The 22446-nt window shown below is 62.3% G+C and carries 10 protein-coding genes; 3 read left to right on the forward strand and 7 right to left on the reverse strand.

Translation table 11 applies throughout. The features are described from left to right. Positions 1 to 11: 11 nt before the first annotated feature. The 6 genes from LQ220_RS02375 to phhA form a co-directional block, all read right to left on the reverse strand. Complete coding sequence (locus tag LQ220_RS02375) at positions 12 to 7373, reverse strand: hypothetical protein (protein WP_230186667.1); 7362 nt, start codon at positions 7371 to 7373, stop codon at positions 12 to 14. Next, positions 7373 to 9178 (reverse strand): ShlB/FhaC/HecB family hemolysin secretion/activation protein, encoded by a 1806-nt coding sequence (locus tag LQ220_RS02380; RefSeq protein WP_230186668.1) that lies wholly within the window; start codon positions 9176 to 9178, stop codon positions 7373 to 7375. Before LQ220_RS02380 ends, LQ220_RS02375 begins: the two co-directional genes overlap by 1 nt. A gap of 254 nt (positions 9179 to 9432) precedes the next feature. Further along, the gene (locus LQ220_RS02385; protein WP_230186669.1) at positions 9433 to 10197 is read right to left on the reverse strand and encodes a hypothetical protein; all 765 of its coding nucleotides are present in this window, start codon (positions 10195 to 10197) and stop codon (positions 9433 to 9435) included. Continuing rightward, positions 10184 to 12187: an adenylate/guanylate cyclase domain-containing protein gene (locus tag LQ220_RS02390; protein WP_230186670.1), complete on the reverse strand. Its 2004-nt coding sequence runs from the start codon at positions 12185 to 12187 to the stop codon at positions 10184 to 10186. Before LQ220_RS02390 ends, LQ220_RS02385 begins: the two co-directional genes overlap by 14 nt. A gap of 6 nt (positions 12188 to 12193) precedes the next feature. Next, positions 12194 to 15328, reverse strand: a complete 3135-nt coding sequence (locus LQ220_RS02395; protein WP_230186671.1) for a CHAT domain-containing protein — start codon at positions 15326 to 15328, stop codon at positions 12194 to 12196. Positions 15329 to 15453: 125 nt separating this feature from the next. After that, positions 15454 to 16314: a phenylalanine 4-monooxygenase gene (phhA, locus tag LQ220_RS02400; RefSeq protein WP_230186672.1), complete on the reverse strand. Its 861-nt coding sequence runs from the start codon at positions 16312 to 16314 to the stop codon at positions 15454 to 15456. 133 nt (positions 16315 to 16447) lie between these two features. Here phhA and LQ220_RS02405 point away from each other — a divergent pair, with 133 nt between their 5' ends. Next, complete coding sequence (locus LQ220_RS02405; RefSeq protein WP_230186673.1) at positions 16448 to 16861, forward strand: hypothetical protein; 414 nt, start codon at positions 16448 to 16450, stop codon at positions 16859 to 16861. Positions 16862 to 16864: 3 nt separating this feature from the next. On the opposite strand, the gene LQ220_RS02410 is transcribed toward LQ220_RS02405, so the two are convergent. After that, positions 16865 to 17356, reverse strand: a complete 492-nt coding sequence (locus LQ220_RS02410; protein ID WP_230186674.1) for an Lrp/AsnC family transcriptional regulator — start codon at positions 17354 to 17356, stop codon at positions 16865 to 16867. Between the two features lie 302 nt (positions 17357 to 17658). On the opposite strand from LQ220_RS02410, the gene LQ220_RS02415 reads away from it, so the two are divergent. Together LQ220_RS02415 and LQ220_RS02420 are read left to right on the forward strand one after the other, a co-directional pair. Further along, complete coding sequence (locus LQ220_RS02415) at positions 17659 to 20655, forward strand: TonB-dependent receptor (protein ID WP_230186675.1); 2997 nt, start codon at positions 17659 to 17661, stop codon at positions 20653 to 20655. Positions 20656 to 20784: 129 nt separating this feature from the next. Then, on the forward strand, positions 20785 to 22380 hold the full coding sequence (locus LQ220_RS02420; protein WP_230186676.1) for an amidohydrolase: 1596 nt from the start codon (positions 20785 to 20787) through the stop codon (positions 22378 to 22380). Positions 22381 to 22446 lie beyond the last annotated feature (66 nt).

The following is a 22446-nucleotide window of genomic DNA, read 5'->3' on the forward strand; positions in this document are numbered from 1 at the left end:
CCTTTGATCCGTTAAGGCGCTACTGAACCGCCGCATCCGTTATCACCGCTTACGCTGCAATCGCTGTCCCACAGGTCTTCATTGCCTGCGCCGGTCACTGGCTCGTCGATCAGTGGCGGATATCCTTCCACCACGAAATCGCGCAGCTCAACGACGATGACCGGGAAAATCTGTCCGCCGGCAACGGCTGGATCGACGATCCGGTCGATGCTGTCACGATTGTCCTGCGTCTCGACCTCCGGCACGGTCGGCGCGATCACGCCACAGTTCGCGACATTGCCGATCAGGCAACCATTGGCAGTCGAGCGTGCCGCGAAAGACCCAATTTGCCCCCCGCCGACGCCATTGATCGAGACAAGCGGGATTGCCTGCAGCCCCGTGACGAACGCGCCGGATGCATCTACCAGCCGTCCGTTGATGGCGATTTCCGTATTGGCCGTGGCATTCTGGATCGACACGCTGTTGGCCGTGAAACCCCGACGGTCGGCAAAGGCCGTGCCCGCGCCGCTGTTTTGAATGAACAGGTTGAGCGGCGTGGCAAAGCGTATCGTACCGGCGCGGGTGAACCCCTGATCGTTGACGGCTCCGTCGTTGATCGCCAGCCGGTTGCTGCGGGTGTCGAGCGGAATGTTGATGCCTGTTATCGCATCCAGCGTAGTGCGCGTTGCCTGATAGAAGCCGACACTGTCGATCGTCAGCACGCCGCCCAATGCCGCCCCGCTACCGCGCAGATCGATCGATCCGGTATCGGTGAACAGGTCGATGCCGTTGCCAGCCTGCAATGCCAGTCCACCTTGTTGGCCCAACCCGGTCAACTGCACCGCGCCGATGATTTCCATGCGTCCCGGCGAGTTGATGGTCAGCGTTCCGTTCAGACCCAGATTTCCCGGAACGCCCGATGCGGACGTGCCCGACGTCAGCGTAAATCCGCCGACGGTGGTCTGCCCCTGCGGATTGATCGTTATGTTCTGCGCGAAAAGCCGCGCCATTTCGTCGCCCGACAGGCTGTACGCATTGGCCTGATCCGCGCCGCCGATATAGTCGCGGCCTTGCCGGAATGCGGCGTTCAGGATGAGCGATTGCGTCGTACCCTGCACGCCCAGGCGTCCTGCGGTGCCAATCACGATATCGCTGGATCGCACGTCGATGGTCTGCGCATTGACTTGCCCCTGGAACCGCGCAGTCCCTTGTGCCGTGATGCGCAGCGGCCCCGTCACCAGAACCCCCGCGCCCAGATTGACGTCGCGCCCCGACGTGATCGTCAAACTGCGCGGATCGATGTTCCCGGTCACGGTTGTCGAAAGACCGCTGGTCAATGTCATATCATCGGTGGCGGTAACCGTTCCGGCCGTCAGTTCACCCGTCGAGATGAGCGAGAGGGAGTTGCTTGCGAACGCATCCCCAATGCTGAGCGTCCCGGCGCTCAGCGAAAGGTCTCCGGCGGTCGCGGTGCCATTGGTGAAAGTAAGTGCACCGGTGCCAGCTATGGTCACGGACCGTCCGGTTGCCGTCACTGCGCCAACAGACGACAGATCCGCCAGAAGAATAGCGCCATTCGGCGCAGTCAAACTTGTCGTCCCACCGGAACTGACCGTTGAGAAGTTAATGCCCTGATTGCCGCTAACGGTAATGCTTGCGCCCGATAGCATGTTGCCCTGCACCGACCCAGCGATGGCCTGGATATCGGCTGCAGCACCGGCACGAGCGTTCGCCAACTGGACCGAGCCAAGCTGGCTTACGATGCGGAGGTTGCCTGCGGCACGCAGCGCGCTGCCAGCATCGGCATTTATGCTACCCTGTGCCGATAGCGATACTACTCCCCCGAACAGACTATCGACCGGGGTGGCGGGTTGATTGCTGTGCGCGATCGTAATCGTGGGGCCACTATCGGCGTTCAGCACGCCCAAAGCGCGCAGAGAGCCGCCGCCGGTAAAGGCAAAGGACGTTGCACCGTCGGTGGACAGCAACGTGTTGAACGTCTGGATCGGGTTGGCACTGCTGCTGACGTTGATGCCCGAACAGGCGCAGGCGCCATCGCCCAAGCTTGTCCCAGACAACGTCCCGTTAATCACCAGACCGCCGCCTGCGGCTGTCGATGTGTCCGTAATGTCGATCCGGCCCGCGGTAGGTCCAACGCCAAAGGTTGAGGCGGCAGGGAATATCCCGCTTGCCTGCATAGTGACCCCGTCGATGCTCCGCTGCGCGCCCAATGCCAGCGTACCAGTGTCGGCATGCAGGAGTTGCGCGATGCCGCCCGAGCCGCCACCACTCAGGCCCACGCTTGACTGGATCGGGCCGGACGGCGGTACGGGTGGGGTCGCCGAAGGGTTGCCGGGGAACGCCGGTCCAGAGCCGCCGATCCCGCCAAGCCCGCCCGTTGCATTTGCGAAGATGGATAGATTGGGTAGATCGAAGTCGCTTTGGGTTGCGCGGAACAGCGCGAGGCCGCCCGTGCTGTCGCCGCCATTGCCGCCGATCCCGCCGCTGGCGCCGGAGTTGGTGCCATTGCCGCCCGCCCCGCCAGCACCGCCCGTTGCCTGTGCGGAAATGAGATAGTCGCCGCTGGTTGCCAACACCTGAGCCGCGTCGATGGTGAAGCGTGCGTCGCCCGCCTGCGCCGTGCCGCCATTGCCGCCAGCGCCGCCTACCGTGCCGGACACGCCGTCTGCGCCGACCCCGCCTGTGGCGTCGGCAATAAGGCTGAACGAGGAGCCGAGCGTCGTCTGACTGTTGCCCGTCGCGACGAACCGCGCGCGCCCGCCGGTCGCCGTTCCACCGTCTGCGCCCGCCGTTCCTGCATCAAGGCCTTGTCGTGCGCTGCCGCCAAAGGCTCTGGCAGTCGCGCTGAAGCTGCCCAGTTGCGTCACTATGCCCGCGCCGTCCATCGTGGCTGCCGCAGTGCCGCCTATGGCATTGGCGCCCGCGCCGCCCAGACCTATGGAGCCGCCGAGAGAACTAGCCGAGGCGTTCGCATCGAGTCGTAGTGAAGCGATATTTGCGGTGCCGGGGGCGGGGAGTGCGGTCCCGACGAAATTGAAGAAGTCAGCGCTGGCCGTGCCGCCCCGCGCATCGCGCGCGCCCAGCGCCGAGGCATCGACGGTAACGCTATTCAACGTGATGGAGCCGCTCGCGCTTTCGAGCTGCGCCAGTCCGCCCAGGGCATCGCCACCGCGTCCGTTAAGCCCACCATCCGGCGCGCCGGGGCCGCTGACACCGGCAAGTCCGCCTGCAAAAATCTGAACGTTGCCATTGGGCCCGTCGATCAAGGTCGCGTTTTCGACGGCAAGCCTTGCAATGCCGCCCGTTACACTCCCGCCCGCGCCGCCTGCACCGCCGGTGCCCGGGACGCTGCTTGCCGTGCCGCCTCTGCCGGTGCCACCAACCGCCCCGGCGCTGATTACCGTGCTTTGTCCGACGGTGAATTGTGCGTTGTCGGCTACGCGAAGACCAGCCGTCCCGCCAAAGGCCGCTCCGCCGCTTCCACCTGTGACGCCGATGCCGGCGCTTTCCCCGCCATCGCCGCCTAATCCATTGCTGAGGATCTGGAGGATGTTGGTTTGGACCTGCGTGCTGCTGCCGGTTGCGATAAACCCCGATTCGCCGGCGGTCCCGATGCCGCCATCGCCGCCGCGCCCGGTCGCGCCATTGCCGCCCTCTCCGCCAAATCCTTCGGCGGTGATATCCAGTTGATTTGTCACGGTGAATGCGCCGAAGCTGACGGTCAACTGGGCACCCAGGCCGTTGGTACCGCCATTGCCCGCTCCGCCATTGCCACCTGTTGCGCCAATGCCGCCTCTCGTGCCCGCTCCATTTGCGCTGATCGTCAGGTTCGTGAGGATCGGATCGACATCGACCACCATATTTGCGCGACCGCCCGTGCCCGACCCGCCTCTGCCGCCCGCGCCGATGCCAACGGCATAGATGGGCTGGCCGAACGCATCATAGCCCACGATCGCCTTGGCGTCGCCCGCGACACCGCCTCTGCCGTTCGCTTCGACGCCGATTACGCCCAGGCTATGCCCTTCGCTGGCCAGCGTGAACTGGGCGGTGCCGCCAGTGCCGCTGCCTGCGTTGCCGCCTGCGCCGTCACTGCCGTTACGTCCGCCATCGCCGCCGGTGCCGAACGCAGAGATCGTGATGAACGGACTGGTAAGCGTGCCGCCCGCCAGCACGAAATCGACGGTGCCACCCGACCCGCTGCCGCCGCTCCCCGCTCCGTAAGCGTCATCAGTGTCGCTCAGTTCGGACGTGCCGCCCATGCCGCCAGTACCAACGGCGGACACATTCAGACTGGTTACGTTGACCACGGCATTGCTGCCGAAATCCATCAGGAAACTGGCTGTGCCGCCAACGGACGCGCCGCCATCGACGGCATTTGCATCTAGGGTGGCGCCACCGGCGCCCCCTCGGCCCCCGGCCGAGACGGTGAGGGTGCCTACGGTAATCGTTCCAGACCGCGCTTCGAAACTGGCCGCGCCGCCCCGTCCGACCCCCGCGATTGCACCGATGGAGTCGGTGCTGAAGGGGCTCTCCGCGTCTCCCCCCACGCCCAGTGCCGAAATGGTCAACGTCCCGATCGTTGCCGTGCCGCCTGCCATCAGGAAACTGGCCGTACCGCCTGTACCGGTGCCCGCTTGAAACGCCGTCACGCCGCCCCCGTCACACCCCGGACAGGTCACAGCAGACGCCCCACCAAAGCTGTCGGCGGTGATCTCAAGGGTATCTGCGGAGAACTGCCCACCCAGAATATTGAACACGACACCGCCGCCAACGGCGTCGCCGCCATTGCCAGCGACGAAGCTGGGGCCTTCGGATGGGGCCGTAGCGACTGCTTTGGCGTCCACGTTGAACGCGCCTAAGGAAAGCACAGCGGAATTTTGCGCGCCAGCACGGCTTTCTACCGTGACCGTACCCGCCGTTGCGGTGCCGGAGATGCCCACAATGCCATCCCCGTTGCGCGATTCGCCAGCCTGTGCCGAAGCATAAGCGGTGAAATCGCCGGGCAAGGTCAGATCGGCGTCGCTGGCATATATCAGTATGTTGCCACCCTGACCGCTCGACCCATTGACGCCTCTGGCCCCTGAGCCGGTAGCGGTTATCTCGCAAAACGCGTTGACACAATCGGTCAGGGCAAAGCTTCCCCGCTGCGCGCCGGGGCTGCTTGCAAAGAGGGTGACGTTGCCGGCGGTCGCGTTCCCCGGCGTGTCGGCATTGATTGCATTGGCCCGCGTATAAAGTTCAATGCTGCCTGCGGAAAAGGTCCCGCTTTCCGCGCTCAACGATATGTTGCCGCCGAAGGCAGTCGGTCCGGTCGTTGGGGTTTGCGTAAACACCTGATTGGCCCCACGCGCCTGTGCTGAAGCGAAATAATCCAGCACCATGCTCAATGTGCCACCGTCGCGAGCGCGTGTCGTAATATTGCTGCCGCGCACTTCGGACGGACCGCTCCCCGGACCATAGGCATAGGCGTCGCCATAGAGCGATATGGACTGCGACAGATTGAGCGTCGCGCCATTGCGCACGTCGATGGTGATGCCGTTCGCGCCCGGCGTGGCCCCGGCCATTGTGCCGCCATTGGTGGAATAGCCCGCAACGCTGGATACATCGGCGAACAGGGCGGTCCAGTCATGCGTACCGCTGGAAATATCGACATAGATGTCGCCTGCAGTGGCCAGACCCGCTGCGCCCGTCGATGACGTTCCTGCAGTCGCCTGCGCGCGCAGAGTGACATCGGCAAAGTCCATCGTGCCGCCCGCGCCGGTTACCCGGATGGTGCCGCCTTGCCCATCGCCGCCGATTGAGGGAGGCGTCGACAGGAAGTACCCGTTACCTGATGCGTCCAGCGTCATACTGCCGATCGTATACGTCCCGGCATTGAGCGCTTCCAACGTGATCGCGCCGCCTATGGCATTGCCGGAGCGGGTTGCGTCGGCACTGGCATTGGCGGTGGCGTCGACGGCCAGACTACCGAAGCGGATGTCGCCACCGTCCGAACTGATGGTGACAGTGCCGCCCACTGCATCGGGCGCGACGAACGTGCCACTGCCCCGTGCGTTGATCGTCATCTGTCCCGCGACATTAATGAAGCCCGATGCGGCCGAAGTGATGGCGTCGCCAAAGGCGCTGACACCGATCGAGCCGCCATCGGTCCCGGTGCCGGCATTAAGCGTGAGGTTGCCCAGCGCTGTAATGGAGGCATCCTCGCCAGCGAACAGCGTCACCGAACTCAGTGCATTCAATGTCGCATCGGCGGAGAACTGCGTGGCGGCCCCGGAACTGACGGTAATACCGTCGGTTGCCGATCCGTTGAGTTGCGATGAGAACGTCCCCGCCCCGATGCTTATACCCGCAGCACCTGTCGCGGTGCTATTGGGTGCCGCCGCGACTATACCGTTTTCAACGTCGTAACCCGATGACAACACCACCGCGCTGTTCTCTTCCAGGGCGGTTGCTGCAGCGGCATAGCCGATGTCGCCGGACAGCAACATGGTGAGCGCATTGTTCTTCGGTACGGCCACCATGAAAACACGCTGCGGATCGGGAGTGGTCGGGCTCGCATCGACCGAGGCCGGTCCGGTCGTCGTCCCCGTATGCTCCACGCCATGCGCGTCGGTCGTGCCGACCGTCACCGCTATGTCGAACAGCCCGCCATTGATCCGAATGTCCGCCTGCTCGGCCCCCACATAGGCCGTCGATCCGTTGACGCTGACAGTGCCGCCCTGCACCACGCGCGGCGCGACAAGCGCGATATAGCTGTTGCTTGACGAAGCGGTTATCTGCGCGCCTGAGGCGATGGTGACTCCCGCCGTGCTGCCCACGGCACCGCGAAAGCGGATCGTGTTGTTCGCGCCGTACAGTCCGCCCGTCGTGTCGATCTGATTGCTTGTAAGAACCAGATTGCCGACATCGAACACGCTATTAGCGCCAACCGCAAATCCGCCGGGCGTATAGAACCATACCGATCCGCCCGCGACGCCATTGAAGCGGCTCTGGATCGTGCCATTCAACTCGATGACGCGCGATACTGGCACACCCGCGCCCGTAGTGGGCTGGATGCGGTTAAGGACGGTGAAGTCCGTAATCGTCGCACTGACCTGCTCCTGAAACAGGACGCTGTTTGCCTGCGGCAGAAAATCAATTGGCCCCGTACCATTCTGGTCCGAAGGCTGCCAGTCGATGATGGATTCGCGATCGCTCAGCGAAATGATGTTGTTCGATCCGCTGATCGAAGGGCCGATCCCTTCGCTGCCGAACGTGCCGGTGACATTGCCCAGAAAGCCCTGCTGCGCTTGCGCAGGCAGGATCGAAGCGACTGCGCCCATGGCAAGCGCCGTGGCGCAGGTGCAGAACAATCGTTGCTTCAGCTTATGCATTATCGCCTCCAGGGCAGCAATTGGGCGGTCACCGACAGGAGCACGCGCACGTCGCTGCGCTGTGTTTCGAAAGTCGTGGTCTTGAGCGGCGCGGCGACGGTCAGGTCGTATCGCGCACGGCTGCCGAATGCGCCGCGTATGCCGCCGCCCGCCGAAAACAGCCTTTGCGGGTCGATTCCGTCAAAGGCGCTGGACCTGTTCCATATCCATGCCGCGTCGAAAAAGGCGAAAGGCTGGACGGTCAGATCCTTCGGCCCCCGTGGCATCGCGCTGCCAATGCGTATTTCGGCGGCAAAGCCGACACCGCTGTCGCCAATCAAAATGCCGGGATCATAGCCGCGCCCGACCGTATAATTGCCGGCGCTCATCTGCTCATAGGCCAGCAGCGCATCGGGCGAATATTGTGCGCGCGGCGACAATGTGAAGGCGATGTTGGGCACCGGACGATATTCGCCATAGCCGTTCAGCCGCACGGCAAACCCGCTCGGATCGGCTTCGATACGGCCCAGCGGAACCCGCGGCGCTGCGCAATTTACACCGCCGGGACCGCAAGGCTTGCTAGCGCCCAGCGCGTCCAGCCCCTGCCGCAACTCCACCGATCCGCCCACGCGCCATTTGGGTTCCCCGGCGGAATAGCCCGCCGTGCTCGTCAGGCTGGCTGCGTCGATGGCTTCGGCATCGAGCCGCGCGAAAACCACGCGCAGCTTGTCGCGGTTCAGCGGCACATTGCTGAATTCGACTTTCTGGTCAACGATGTCGATACCGACCGCGCTGATTAGGTTGCGCGATTGCCGCCGCACCAGCGGATAGCTCAGCGTCAGGCTGCCGATCAGCGTTTTGGATTTGAGCGTGCGGTTGACGATATCCGGCTTGGTCCACGCATGAGTGAGATCGCCCGACAGCCGGACGCCATCGCTGCCGATACCCATGCTATGCCCGACCTGCAGGACGGTTTGCTCGCTGGTCTGCGCCGTGGAAAAGATGCTGAAGACAGTGCTGTCAGCCATGCCGGTAATGTCGTTCACTTGCAAACGGGCCAGCGCACCGAAGCGTCCCACGCTTTGCGACCCGAGGTTTTGCACATTGACGTCGAGTTGTACCTGGCGTCGCGTCACCTGCACTTCGCCGATGACTTCACCCGGCTTGCCCGACCCTGCCGGACGCAGCGCGAGCCGCACATCATAGCCGGGCATATCGCGCGCGAGCAGCAGGTGCCGTTCGGCATCGTGCACGTTGAACACCGGCTGATTGCTCAGCGCATTAAGATGCGCGGCGATCATTTTCTCGCTATTGCCTGCGTCGCCGCGCACTTCGACGCCGACCAGCTTGGCCATCAGCACGTCCATGACGACGGTGCCGCCCTTCTCGATGCGTTGGGCAGGCACCTGTACGGCGGCGAGATAGCCGCGCGCACGGAGCGCCGTCGCGGCGCGGTCGCGCACTTCGCACAGGGTCGCAATCGGCACTTCGCGCCCGGCGAACTCTGCCCAGCTATCGCGCAGGCTTTCCGGATCGACTGCCGCCATGTTGTTGAACTGCACGCTGGCGAAGGTCACCATGACCTTGGCATATTGCGGATCGGCAAGCGGGCAGGGTGCGCGCTCCACGCCACCGTCGACGGTCAGACGGGAAGGAGCGGGGGCTTGGGTTGTCGGCATAGTGCCGCGTTCGATTTCCTCGCGTGTGGGTGCACCGCCTGTGGGTGGAACGGCCTGCGCCAGTGCCACGCCGGGCAGCAGGGCAGACGTCGTCAAGAGCGCGAGAATGCGCGATCCGAAACAGCCTGCACGAAAATTCAGCCCCATTACGATCCCCCGACCGTTCGCGCGCAACTATGTGTTACGCTTGCGAAAACAGTGTCTTATATGCGCGAAAGACGACAGTGGCCGCACCACCGACTGTCTTGATATGTCTGCGACCGTAAAGGGACTCGGCACCGCTCTTGTGGCGGCGCTCATCAGGGCGATGGCCTATCAGCCTGCCTCGTCGCTGACAAGCGCAGGCATGATCCGACCATGTCCCTTTATGAGCCGCTTGGGTCTTTATATGTCTCGGCCAATCACGGCGCGTCGGGCGCCGGATCGGGCAGTGCCACTGTCTCCACCAGCAGGGCAAGTTGCGCATCGCATTTCTTTGCGATCAGCGTCGATGCCATGTTTTCCAGCCCGCCTGCACTGGCACCCAGTAAGGAGAAGCCGATATCCACCGGCTTGGCCAGGCCTGCCCAGTTCAGCCGATAGCTGGCGCCCTCAGTGACCGGCAATGCAGCCGGCCAACCGGCCACCGCTTCGCCTGCGCCAAAGGTCACTGGCGCGCTGACACCGCCGTTGATCGAAGTGATCGTCAACGTCACGGCGCTGCCGATATCCGGGCGCCACAATTGGACATTGGCGGGATCGGGGACGCAGGCCGTGGACGGCTGGCTGATGTCCACATACCACAGGTTCGGGCTGCGCGGCGCCGGCGCGTCTTCCTCTACGCCGCCGCGTACGGCCCCGGTGCGTGCGCGGCGAACGCGCTTGGTTTCCAGCAGCGACGCCAGCGTGTTGCGGCTGTCGGTGCCCGTGCTCGCCTGCGCCGTCAATCCGAAGGTGCCGGGCCCGCGCAAGGTCCGCGTACCGCGTCCATCGAGTAGCGTCACGACATCGCCCGCTTTGAGCGACAGCGTGCCGCTATCGGCCAGCTTCTTGCCTGGGGGATAGCCCTTGGCCGATGGCCCAGACGCGCGGACCACGATTGTCTCGGCTGCTGCAGGCATCGCCGTTGCGGCGCCCAGCGCCAGCATCATGGCGATACCCAGTGACGTTTTTCTACCCCAAAACATATGCGTCTCCATCCTCGGTCTGCTCGATCCGATATAGCAAATGTGCCAAAGCGGTGTCCTGTGGATGTCGCATCACAAGTGCGATCAAATCCTGCAGAGCACCGGCCCTGTCTTCTTCTACCCGTTTCAATATCGTGGTTAAGTGATCGCGATCACTGGCCGGAAAATCGGGCACAGGTTCGAATATTTCGACCGGCTTGGCGCGCCCGCGCAAGATCACCCGCCCCATCGGTCGCCACCATTCCAGCCCGGATCGCTCCATCGCTTCGCGGCTGGCCATCATGTTGGAATGCAGCGATTTGTTGGCCGCCTCCAGCCGCGCGGCGGTGTTCATGCTGTCGCCCAGCGCGGTATATTGAATGCGGCCTTCACCGCCGAAATTGCCGACGATCGCCTCACCGTAATGCAGGCCCACGCGCGTCTTGCCGATGGGCGGCACGCCATCGGGAATGTCCTTGCGGAACGCTTCGCCCGCTTCCCACATCGCATAGGCGGCCTTGGCTGCGTTCATGCCATCGTCGGGCCGAGAGATCGGCGCCCCCCAGAACGCCACGACGGCATCGCCCACGAACTTGTCGATGGTGCCGCCATGCGCCAGCACGACGTCGGACAGGCTGTCGAGATAGCGGTTGAGCAACTGCGCCACCATTTCCGGCGCGATGGCGTGCGACAGCTTGGTGAAGCCTTCCAAATCGGTGAACACCACGAAGATTGCGCGCTTCTCGCCATGCAGCGCCAGCTTCTCTGGCTCCTGCAGGATCTGTGCGGCAATGTCGCGGGGCAGATATTTGCCCAGCGCCGATTGCGCGAACCGCCGCTGCTGAGACCCCACTGCGCGCGCCGCCGATCCCACGGCCGCGAATGCCAGTATCCAGCCCAATGCCCATCCGATGGCCGGCACCCCTTGCGTATCCCAGCCGCTGCTCTGGAACCAGAAGGGCAGCCCGCCGAACAGGATAGCCTGCACGATCAGATAAGGCGCAAGCGCATACCAGCGCAATTCGGTCAGGCTGGTGAACCCTGCCGCCAGCACCGCCAGAAAGGCGATGCCCCACAGCAACCAGCCGGGCACCCGCGTCAGTGCCGCGCCGTCCAGCGACTGCGCCAGCATGTTGGCGTGCACTTCCAGCCCGATCATGGATTTGCCGGTCTGCGCCGACATCGGCGTTTCGAACTGGTCGTTATCGACGATGTCGCCCCCGATCATCACATGCCGTCCGCGGATCTGATCGGCAAAGGCGCTGCCGACGGCGGGATCGGCGAACAGATCGATGGGGAAGGACGCAAAGACCGGGCGGTCGGGATCGGCGGGCAAGCGGTATCGGATACTGCCGCGATATTTGGTGAAGGCGGGGGAGGGGGCCATTGCCTGCACCAATATCGTGGGCAAGGTCGCCAGTTGCGCCGGCCAGCTTCGCATCACATTATCTGCGTCCGCCTCCAGCCGGATGCTGGATGGCTTCACCTTTTCGGTACTTACGGCCTTGAAGAAGCTTTCAAGATATTGCTGCTGTTCGTAGATAATCTGGTCGACGTTGTCCGTTATTCCGGCATAGCCCAGATAAGTCGGCGTCTTCATCGCGCGCAGCGCCGCGATCAGTTCGGCGTCTTCATCCTGCGGCTGGTCGATCAATATATCGATGCCGATGGATTTCGGCCTCAGCGTGTCGAGGTTACGCAAAGCCTTGGCCAACAACGCCCGGTCCAGCGGAGAGCGTTTCCGCGTCGCGATCAGCGTCTGGTCGTTATACACGACCAGCACGACGCGCGGATCCTGATCGACGCGCGGGGCGAAAGCCGTCATGCGAAAATCATAGAGGGACCGTTCGGCATCCCGAATGACCGGCACGTAATCCCAGCTAAATCGCGCACAGAGCAAGGCGACCAGCAACACCGCCGCCGTTGCGATCAGCCGCCACCGACCGGCATCCTGCAGGATGCGCGTTGCGCGATATAGCCAGGATTTGGCCGGTTTTCGGTTCTCGCCCACGAATGCCTAGCGCTGCGCCACGGTCGCCGGGGCCACCAGCGGACGTGCGCCATCGCCGATGATCGCAAAGCCCGACCAGTAAAAGGGATGCGAGGTATCGGCTTCGTCCATCAGCGTGGTTTCGGCAGCGCGCAACGCATCGGCGACGCCCATGCCGCGCGGCGCGGAAAACAGACCGCTGATCAGCCGCTCGGTCGCCTTGAACTCTTCCGGTGCGGGCCAATGGCTGGCGATCACCGACCGGCCGCCTGCGCCGATGAACGCGCGCACCAGCCCGTCGAGCGCACCGCCGCCGCCAGTCAGCCCCGCCGACTGCGTCGCTTCCCGGCTGGCCTTGCCAGCTGTGTCGCAGGCGGACAGGATCACCAGATCGGCATCCAGTTTCAGGTCGAAGATCTCGCTGAACTGCAGCAAGCCGTCCGACGTTGCACTGTTCCCGAAACTGGTGAGCAAGGCAGGGCGCGCCGGGCATTGCGCGCGCGGGGCCGTTACCAGACCGTGGGTGGCGAAGTGCAAAATGCGGAAATCGTTGAGATTGGTACGCGCCATGATCGCATCGTCGGTAAATGCCTTGCCGGTCAGCACTTCCGACCCGTCGAGGCCGACTTGCTTGGCCGCTTCGCGCAATTCGGTCGCGGCGATGGGCTTGTTCCATTCCGCGGGCGACCAGTTGCAATTGGGTCCGACGGTTTGAGACGCAGACCGCGTCAGGGCAACGGTCCGCATCGCCGATACCGGCGCATTTTCGCCAAAGCCGATATAATCGCGCGCCGCTGCCGATGCCGGTGCGTTGCGCGCATCGCGGAAGGCCCGTGCCGACAGCGCCGTGCTCACGCTATGCTTGCGGCCCAGCCAGTCGATACCCCGGAAATCGAACTCGGTATCGGGCTTGGCGGCAACGCGCTTGTCATAGGCATCGACGCCTGCCTGACTGGCGATCAGCAGGTTGACGGGCAATTGCAGCATCGCGCCATCGGGCTCGAAAATCAGATGCTCGACCCCGGCCAGCCGACTCTCGACGGGCGCGAACAGGTCGATATACAGGCTCCGTGCCAAAGCGACATCGAGCGGATAGGTGGCTTGCACGCCATTGACCGTGGTCGAAATGGTCTCGCGGATCGCGGCCACTTTCTGCTGCAGCGCCGCTGCGCCGACACCCACGCGATAGCCCGTTGCACCCTGCCGATCGACCCACACTGCATAAAGCGAATCGCCAAGCTGCGCCATCTTCAGATAGGCTTCGCCGGGCTTGAGCACCGCCTGCATATCGGGCAGCGTCAGCACATCCTTCGCCACCGCGCGATATTGCGGATAGGCGCTCAATGATGCCAGCGTCGTCGCCTGCTGCTCACCCAGCGATTCGATATCCCGCTGCTGCGCAACGATCTGCGGAGCAATCGATGGATCGCTCGCCTGCAACAGCGTCAGCTGCGCCAGCTTGATCCGCGCCCGTTCGATATCGCGCGCCAGCGAGACCGATTGCCGGAACAACCGCGCCGAATCCCCCGTGCCTGCCGACAGCTCACGGCTCAGCACTTCCAGCGTATCGGCCGCGCCGGGGCGCACCAAAGTCTGCGTCGCCAGGAAAAGGTCGGCGGTCAGTTCGGGCCGGTTAGGAATTTCCTGCGCCAGCAGCGCGAACCACGGCTGCAACTGATTGGACAGGCCCGTCAGCGCGTTGTGGTTCTCGGTCGTGGAGGCAATGATCTGGCGATAGAGGACAATCGCATCGTCCTTCCGCCCGCGCCGCACGAGAAACGCGCCCAGCCGTGCGCGCGCGCCGTTCAGCGCTACCGTCTCGGGATATTGCACCGCGAGCAAGGTAATGCCCTGATTGAGCAGCGTTTCCGCCTGTCCGAAATTGCTTTCCGCTTCATAGGTAAGCGCGATTTCCGCCAGCAATTGTGCGCGCAGTCGCGTGATCGATGTGACGCGTCCCTGCCGGATCGCCATCGCATCGGTCAGCGCCTTGTTCAGCGTCGTCCGCGCTTCCGCCGGTTTGCCGGTCACACGCAGCAAGGTGCCGCGCAACTGCTGCGTCTGTGCGTCGATAATGGCTGCGCGTTCTTCCGGCGACAACTTGGTCGATTGCGCGGTGCCCAGCGCCTGTGTCGTCGGTACGCCGCTGTTGATCTCCGCGGCAATCATCGGCGTCACCGAAACGCCACCGGCCTCGTCCAGCAAATCGCGCGGCGGATCGGTCAGCGGCTGGTCGAGCAGTGCCAGCGCACCTGCATAATCGCGCTGGTTAAGCCGATGCATCGCTTCGAAGTTGCGCCGCAGCCGAATCTGCACTCGGTCGCGTGTCGCTATTCCATGCGCTTGCCCGAACAATGCATCGGCCTGCGCAAATTCCCCCATGTTGGAGAGTTGCAGTGCGCGGTTGATGACATATTCGTGGGCCAGCGCCGCGCGTTCGGGTGCACCCAGATTTGCCGCATCGGGGGCATTGGCCAACCGATCCTCAAGGCTGTCGAAAAACTCCGCGGCTTCGGCATAATTGCCCGAATTGTTCCGGCGATATCCCTCCGCGAGCACTGTTTGCGGGTCAAGGCTTGCGGCCTGCAGTCGCGCAAACGCCGTCATATCCTCGCCACCCAGTGTCGCGATCTCGACCGGTCCGTCGACGACGCGGTCGGCAACGATCGTGCGCAGACCCAAATCGAGTGCGCTGGCATAGCTGGCAAAACCCTGCGCGACATAAGTCGTCTTGCCGCGCGTCAGGCGAGCGATGCGATAAGCGGTCCCGTTCCCTGCAATCCGGCAGTTGCGGAGCATAACCGGCCCCAGATCGGGGAGCGTTACGCTACCCTCGGCGCTGCATCCTAATGTCGCTCCACGGGATTTCGCCAGCCTGTCGAGCAGATCGGCATCGCTGATGTTCGCTGGCAGGCGCAGGGCATAGAGCCGCCCCACTGGCTGCGCCGAATCGCGGCAGGCAATTGTCCACGCCCGGTCGAACATGCCGCCACCGGCGGGATCGTTGATCTTGTTCTGCGCCTGACACAGTGCGCCACCGCCGCTGCCAATGCGAAAACTGTCCATCAGGCTGGGTCTGGCCGACTGCGCGCCTACAGATGCAGGCAGCATGAGTGAAAATGCAGCGACCCCCGCTGCCATTGAAAATCGTACGCGCTGCACCGCAAGTCTCCCACTTCTCCGGCGGACTTTGTCCTGCCGAAGACCCTGACGCGACGCCCTGTTTTATTAGTGGCAGGTCAATAGCGCGCCCGTGCCCAAAGCCGCAAGCGCAAATGGAGCCGCCGCTACAGCGACGCTGCGTTTTTGGCGTAGGCTTGCGTACCGCGCGTCAGCACCACGTCGCCGTCGATCACGGCATCGGGCGCCAGGTCCGGCTCATCTTCCAGCGCAGCATATAGAGGCGCGAAGTCGGTCTCCATCGTTTGCCGCAACAGATCTTCGAAACTGTCGATCACGAAATAGCTCTGCTGATAATCGTCGATCCGATAGTCCGTTCGCATCAACCGCATCACGTCGAAGCCGATGCGGTTGGGCGATGCGTCCTCCAGCGCGAAGCGCGATTCGCCGTAGGACGACACGATCCCCGCGCCATAAAGCTTCAGGTCGCCGCCTTCGCGGATCAGGCCGAACTCGACCGTGTACCAATAGAGCCGCGCCAGCTTGTGCAGCGCGCCAAAGCCCAGACTGCGCAATCCGCCCTGTCCATAGGCTTGCATATAGTCGGCAAAGGCAGGGTGGGCGAGCAACGGCACATGCCCGAATACGTCGTGGAATATATCCGGCTCTTGCAGATAATCGATCTGGTCGGGCGTCCGGATAAAACGCCCCGCGACGAACCGCCGATTGGCCAGGTGATCGAAGAAGACCTCGTCCGGCACCAGCCCCGGCACGGCTACCACCTGCCATCCGGTCTTGCGCATCAATCGTTCGGACAGTTCGTCAAAATCCGGTATCCCCGGTTTTGTCATGCGCAGCACGTCCAGCCCGTCCATGAACGCCGACGTTACCCGCCCCGGCAGCATTGCGGATTGCCGCGCGAACAGCCTGTCCCACATTGCATGTTCATCCGCCGTATAGCGGGCCCAGTCCTGCGATATCGTCCAGTCGGGCGCAGCTTCGGGCGGGCGGGTCAGGTCTGTGCTCATGGCGGTCGGTATGGGGAATAAAGTTTCATTTGTCACTACATCTCGGCGAAGCCTGAACGGGAATTGGTCAGCATGCGTTCATGCGCTATCGGGTAGGAACGACAATCATTTCGCGTTCCGGAAAGGTGACGACATGCGTATCTTGCCTTCGATGATTTTGGCCACGGCACTGATGGCAGCGGGCGCGCAGGCGCAGGCGGCGTCGCGCGATACCCCCGAACAAAAACTGGCGAAGGCCATCGAAGGGCGTACACCCGGCAAGCCGGTCAATTGCATCAATTCCCGCGACATTCGCTCGACGCGCATCATCACCGGCACGGCGATATTGTACGAAACGAATAACGGCACTGTTTATGTCAACCGTCCGGTATCGGGCGCCAGCAGCCTGCGGGATGGCGATGCGCTTGTGACTCGCACATCGATTTCTCAGTTGTGTAACGTCGACATCGTTCGGTTGTTCGATACTGCCGCACGGTTCGAGCGTGGATCGGTCGGCCTTGGTGAATTTGTCCCGTACAAGAAGGTCAAATCCGCTGCAGCGAACTGAGGCTTATCGCTTCTGAAATATGGTCGGGGGATTTGTCCGCCGCGCGACTTCCCGCATGACGAAGCTGCTGCGTATCTTCGATACATGCGGGAGTATCGATAGCTCCTGGCGATAGATCTTGTCATAATCGTTGAACGACGTGACGTGGATCATGATGATGAAATCCGTGTCCCCAGAAACGAACCCGCAATAGGACATGGACGGGCATTGCACGACGGCCTGTTCGAATTCGTTCAAGACATTCTCTGCCTGTGAATTGAGTTCGACGGCCACGAACACGACGCCGCTGAACCCCAGCGCAGCCAAATTCACCGACACATTATAGCCGCCGATGATACCGGCTTCCTCCATCAGCTTGCGACGACGCGCCACCGCGCTGCTCGACAAGTTGATCCGTTCGCCCACCGACACGTCGGATGCGCGACCGTCCTGGGACAATTCCTTCAAGATTCGAAAATCGATGGTATCCAGCGTTATTGCGATGGAATTCGCCAATATTTCCTCCAAAGCCGCGTAATTTCGGTCTCGATCTACGAATATCTGCATCAAAACCATAATGGGCGCAAGGCGCGTGCCGCTGTGTTCCACGCTGTCTCCGGGCAGGTGGAGGAAATAGCCGGCAAGTTCGTTAGGCTAATCAGGAAACAATATTTCCAGCTTCAATCTGATGACGAACACGCCATGTCGGGGGGCGAATATTCCCCGGCCCGCAAACAAGAAACGCAATAACGCCGTCAGGCGACACGGGAAAAGGATGTCGGAAGGCCAGCATTATTATTCCAGGGGGATAAAATAATATGGGCGTTCTGCAATATTCAACGGTAACAAGCCGTGCACAGACCAAACAGCGCGGTAGACTGAGCCTGCTCGCAACTATCGGCACGGCGGCCTTCTGCCTTGCGGCGCAAACCGCTGATGCGCAGGATGTAGCTCCAGCACCTGACATTGACGAACCTGCGTCGGAATCGATGGACATCACCGTCACCGGATCGCGCATCGTCCGCGACGGCTATGACGCGCCGACACCGGTCAGCGTCATCAGCACCAAGGAACTGAAGTCCGAAGCGCCCGCCAATATTTCCGACTTCGTGAACACACTTCCCGCGGTACGCGGCAGCGGCACCGCGGCCAGCAGCAACGGATCGCTCTCGAACGGTGCCGCCGGTATCAACAGCGTCAACTTGCGCAACCTGGGTGCCAACCGCACCTTGGTATTGTTCGATGGCCAACGTTCCGTCGCCTCCACGACCACGGGACAGGTCGACGTCAACACCTTCCCGCAGGCGCTGATTGCGCGTGTCGAGGTGGTGACCGGCGGCGCGTCCTCCGCTTATGGGTCGGACGCCGTATCGGGCGTCGTTAACTTCATTCTCGACAAGGAATTCAAAGGTTTCAAGGCTGAGTATGAGCATGGCGTCACCACCTTTGGCGACGGGCCCAACCACAAATTCAGCGCCACGGGCGGCAAGGAATTCGCTGACGGCAAGGGCCACATCCTGCTGAGCGGCGAATATTTTACCCAAAAGGGCATCCAGGCGATTGATCGCGACTGGAACGAAAGCGGCTATTTCTTGGCGAATAATCCGGCCTACAGCGCAGCAACCTGTCGCGATGCTGCATCGCTCAACACCCCCTGCGTGCCGGAATATATCGTGTCAGACGGTATCGGCACCGGCCAGTTCACGCCCGGCGGCCTCATCAGCACCGGTCCGCTGCGCGGCACCTATTTTGGCAGCGTCAATCCGGCAACCGGCAAGGCGACGGTCAATCAACTTAACTTCGGCGCCACCAGCGGGCAGTGGATGCTCGGCGGCGACACCGACATCACGACCGCAGGCCATCGCGGCAGCGCAACGCTGCTGCCTTCGGAAAGACGCGCCAGCGCCTTTGGCCGCGTAAGCTACGAATTTTCACCTGCTTTCGAGTTGTACGGCCAACTGTCGTACAGCTACTACACCGGCAAAAGCTTCTATCAGCAGACGCCGACAACCGGCGTGACGATCCAGCGCGACAACGCCTATCTGCCCGACTCCGTGCGTGCAGCGATGGTCGCGAACAACCTCAACTCGATTCAGATCGGCACCAGCAACGTCGAAATTCCGCCTCAGGGCAGCGATAACGAGCGTGAAGTCGGCCGCTATGTCGTGGGTGCCAACGGCGATTTCGGTGTGTTCGGAAAGGAATGGAGCTGGGACGCTTACTATCAATACGGGCAGACCAAGACACGTGAGCTGCTGACCAACGCCTGGAATATCCAGCGCATGAATCTGGCCACCGATGCCGTCGTCGCGCCGGCCGGTAACGCAGCGGGCATCGCAGCAGGCACCATCGTCTGCCGCTCGACCCTGACCAGCCCGACCAATGGCTGTATACCGCTGAACCGTATCGGCGCGGGCGGCGCGTCTCAGGCGGCGGTCAACTATGTGCTGTACAACGACATCGGCGCACAGCCGCTCCGTACGCAGAATCTCAAGCAGGAAGTGGCGGCGTTCAACTTCTCCACCAACAATCTGTTCGATATGTGGGCTGGGCCAGTCTCGATCGCCTTTGGTGGCGAATATCGCAAGGAATCGGTGACGGGCTTTGTCGATCCGCTCTTTCAGCCGAGCGTCTCCAACGGTGTAACCACTGGCACCTGGATCTACGGCAACTATTTGCCCACCAAGGGCCGATACAATGTGAAGGAAGCCTATGTCGAAACCATCGTGCCGATCTTCAAAGGCATGGATTTCAACGGCGCCTTCCGCATCACCGATTATTCTACGTCGGGTACGGTCAAGACCTGGAAGGCTGGCCTGACATGGCAGGCGATTGACGACATCAAGTTCCGCGGCACCGTATCCCGCGATATCCGCGCGCCCAACCTGTCGGAGTTGTTCGCACCGGGCACGGGCCGCACCAACACCGTCAACGTGCCGCAGGCGAACGGCACGGTCGCCGCGAACCAGTTCAACGAGTCGACTGTAGGCAATGCCAATCTGCGCCCCGAAGTCGCCAAGACTTATGGCGCGGGTGTCATCGTAACGCCCACTTTCCTGCCGGGTCTTGCTCTGTCTGTCGATTATTACGACATCACGCTGAAGGATGCGATCTCATCGTTGACGGCACAGACTCTGACGGATCAGTGCTATCTCCAGAACATCGCAGCGGCCTGTACGTTCATTTCCACCACGGGCGGTCGCGGCGTCACGACACCGGGCCTTGCCGTCACCAGCATCGAAATCAAGCCGACCAACTTCGTCAGCGTCAAGACACGCGGTATCGATTTCGAAGCCAGCTATCGCCGTCCTGCTTTCGGTGGCAACATCACGCTCCGCGCCCTTGCCAGCCGTGCGTTGGAATTGACCACCAAGAACGGCGTGACGCTAGATACCGATAGTGCAGGCGAGAACACCGGAAGTCTGCCGGACTGGACCTACCGTCTGACCGCTGGCTACGACAATGACAGCATTGCGTTCCAGTTCGTCGGTCGCGGCGTCAGCGGCGGTGTCTACAACAACAATTATGTCGTCTGCTCGACCGATTGCCCCGTCTCTACAGCGGATAATCGCACCATCAACCGGAACAAGATCCCCGGTGCGTTCTACCTCGATTTCAACACGAGCTACTCGTTTGAAGTCAGCAACGCCAAGATGCAGGCATTCATATCGATCCGCAACATACTCAATACCGATCCGGTCAATGTCGGCAACGGCCCGACCGGCAACAACACACCTGCCTATCCGCAGACCAATCGCAGTCTCTATGATGTGCTTGGTCGCGTATTCCGCATGGGCGTTCGCCTGGCGATCTGATGTGGGGCAGCACGCGGACCGGGCGCTCTCCCCTTCTCGCCCGGTCCGGCTCTGCCGCATTTCCCTGAAAGTAACTGTCGCTCACAACGGCCTGGCAAACGGGCCGATTTCTGCCCCGGAGGATGAACAATGACCCTGACACGCACGACATTAATGGCCAGTTTGCTGGCGACTGCCGCATTGGCCGCGCCGTTACAGTCCGCCCATGCCGAGGCCAGCCCGAAGCTGAAAAAAGAAGCGATGGCTGGCGTCGATGCCCGCGCAAAGCTGGTGCAGGAAATGGTGGATTCCGTGTTCAGCTTTGCCGAACCGGGCTTTCAGGAATTCAAGACTTCGGAATATCTGACTGCCATTCTCGAAAAGAACGGCTTCACCATCACGCATGGCGTCGCAGGCATCCCAACAGCGTGGACGGCAACCTGGGGCACCGAAGGCCCAATGATTGCGCTGGGCAGCGATATCGATGGACTGCTCGGATTGTCGCAATATCCCGGATCGCCGGTCGTCAAGCCAATGGTGGAAGGTGCGCCGGGTCATGGCGAAGGCCATAACTCCGGTATGCCGCTCATCGTCGCCGCCGCGCTGGCGACCAAGGATGTGATGGTCAAGAACAACATCAAGGGTCGGTTGATGCTGTGGCCCGGCGTCGCGGAAGAATTGCTGGCGACCAAGGCTTATTTCGTGCGCGCTGGCATGTTCAAGGATGTCGATGCGTCGATCTTCACGCATGTCGGGTCGAACTTCGGCACGGGCTATGGCGACAGCGGCAATAACGGCATGGTCTCGGTAGAATATACGTTCAAGGGCAAGACGGCTCACGCCGCCGGACAACCCTGGTCCGGGCGCAGCGCGCTCGATGGCGTCGAATTGATGGATCTGGCCTGGAACATGCGGCGGGAGCATTTGCCGCTGACGCAGCGGTCGCATTACGTCATCACCAACGGAGGCGGACAGCCCAATATCGTGCCGGGCGTCGCTTCGGTCTGGTATTATTTCCGCGAGCAGAATTTCAAGTCGATCCGTGCGCTTTACGAAACCGGTACCACCATCGCCGAAGCCGCCGCCAAGGCGACCGGCACCACAGTAACGAAGCGCGTGCTGGGCTACGCCGCACCCAATTTCGGCAATAAGCCGATGGCCGAGGCCGCGTACAAGAACATCCAGATGGTCGGCCTGCCCAAATGGACGGCGGACGATCAGGCCTTTGCCAAGGCCGCGCAGACCGCCAACGATCAGCCGATTGCGCCGCTGCCCACCACAATCCCGCCGCTTTCCACCCCCGAAACGCGCGGGCCGTCTATGGGCGGCGGGTCGGACGATATTGGCGACATCATGTGGACGGTGCCGACCATCACCATCCGCTTCCCCTCCAACATTCCCAGCATGATCGGCCACAATGTCCAATCCGCTTTCGCGATGGCGACGCCGATTGCGCATAAGGGCGCGGTTGCCGGTGCCAAGGCCGTGGCGCTGACCGTGCTCGACCTGCTGACCACCCCCGCGCTCATCGTAAAGGCGAAGGAGTATCAGCAGACCGTCCAGTTCAAGGACGAGAAATACGATCCCGTGCTGACCGCAGAGGATCAGCCCGCCATCCACCTCAACCACGATATCATGGTGCAGATGCGGCCGAAGATGGAAAAGTTCTACTACGATCCGTCGAAGTACAGCAGCTATCTGGAACAACTCGGCATCACCTATCCCGACCTCAAGACCGGCAAATAAGCACTGACCAACCCCCGGCGGATCGCTTCGCCGGGGGCTTTGCTGTCTTTCCCAAAGCTACCGCCC

It is taken from the genome of Sphingobium sp. CECT 9361 (assembly GCF_918741285.1).
Taxonomy (GTDB): Bacteria; Pseudomonadota; Alphaproteobacteria; order Sphingomonadales; family Sphingomonadaceae; genus Sphingobium.

Coding starts and splice junctions, on each gene's coding strand:
- LQ220_RS02375 (WP_230186667.1), bottom strand. CDS start 7,373: ATGCATAAGCTGAAGCAACGATTGTTCTGCACCTGCGCCACGGCGCTT.
- LQ220_RS02380 (WP_230186668.1), bottom strand. CDS start 9,178: ATGGGGCTGAATTTTCGTGCAGGCTGTTTCGGATCGCGCATTCTCGCG.
- LQ220_RS02385 (WP_230186669.1), bottom strand. CDS start 10,197: ATGTTTTGGGGTAGAAAAACGTCACTGGGTATCGCCATGATGCTGGCG.
- phhA (WP_230186672.1), bottom strand. CDS start 16,314: ATGAGCACAGACCTGACCCGCCCGCCCGAAGCTGCGCCCGACTGGACG.
- LQ220_RS02405 (WP_230186673.1), top strand. CDS start 16,448: ATGCGTATCTTGCCTTCGATGATTTTGGCCACGGCACTGATGGCAGCG.
- LQ220_RS02415 (WP_230186675.1), top strand. CDS start 17,659: ATGGGCGTTCTGCAATATTCAACGGTAACAAGCCGTGCACAGACCAAA.
- LQ220_RS02420 (WP_230186676.1), top strand. CDS start 20,785: ATGACCCTGACACGCACGACATTAATGGCCAGTTTGCTGGCGACTGCC.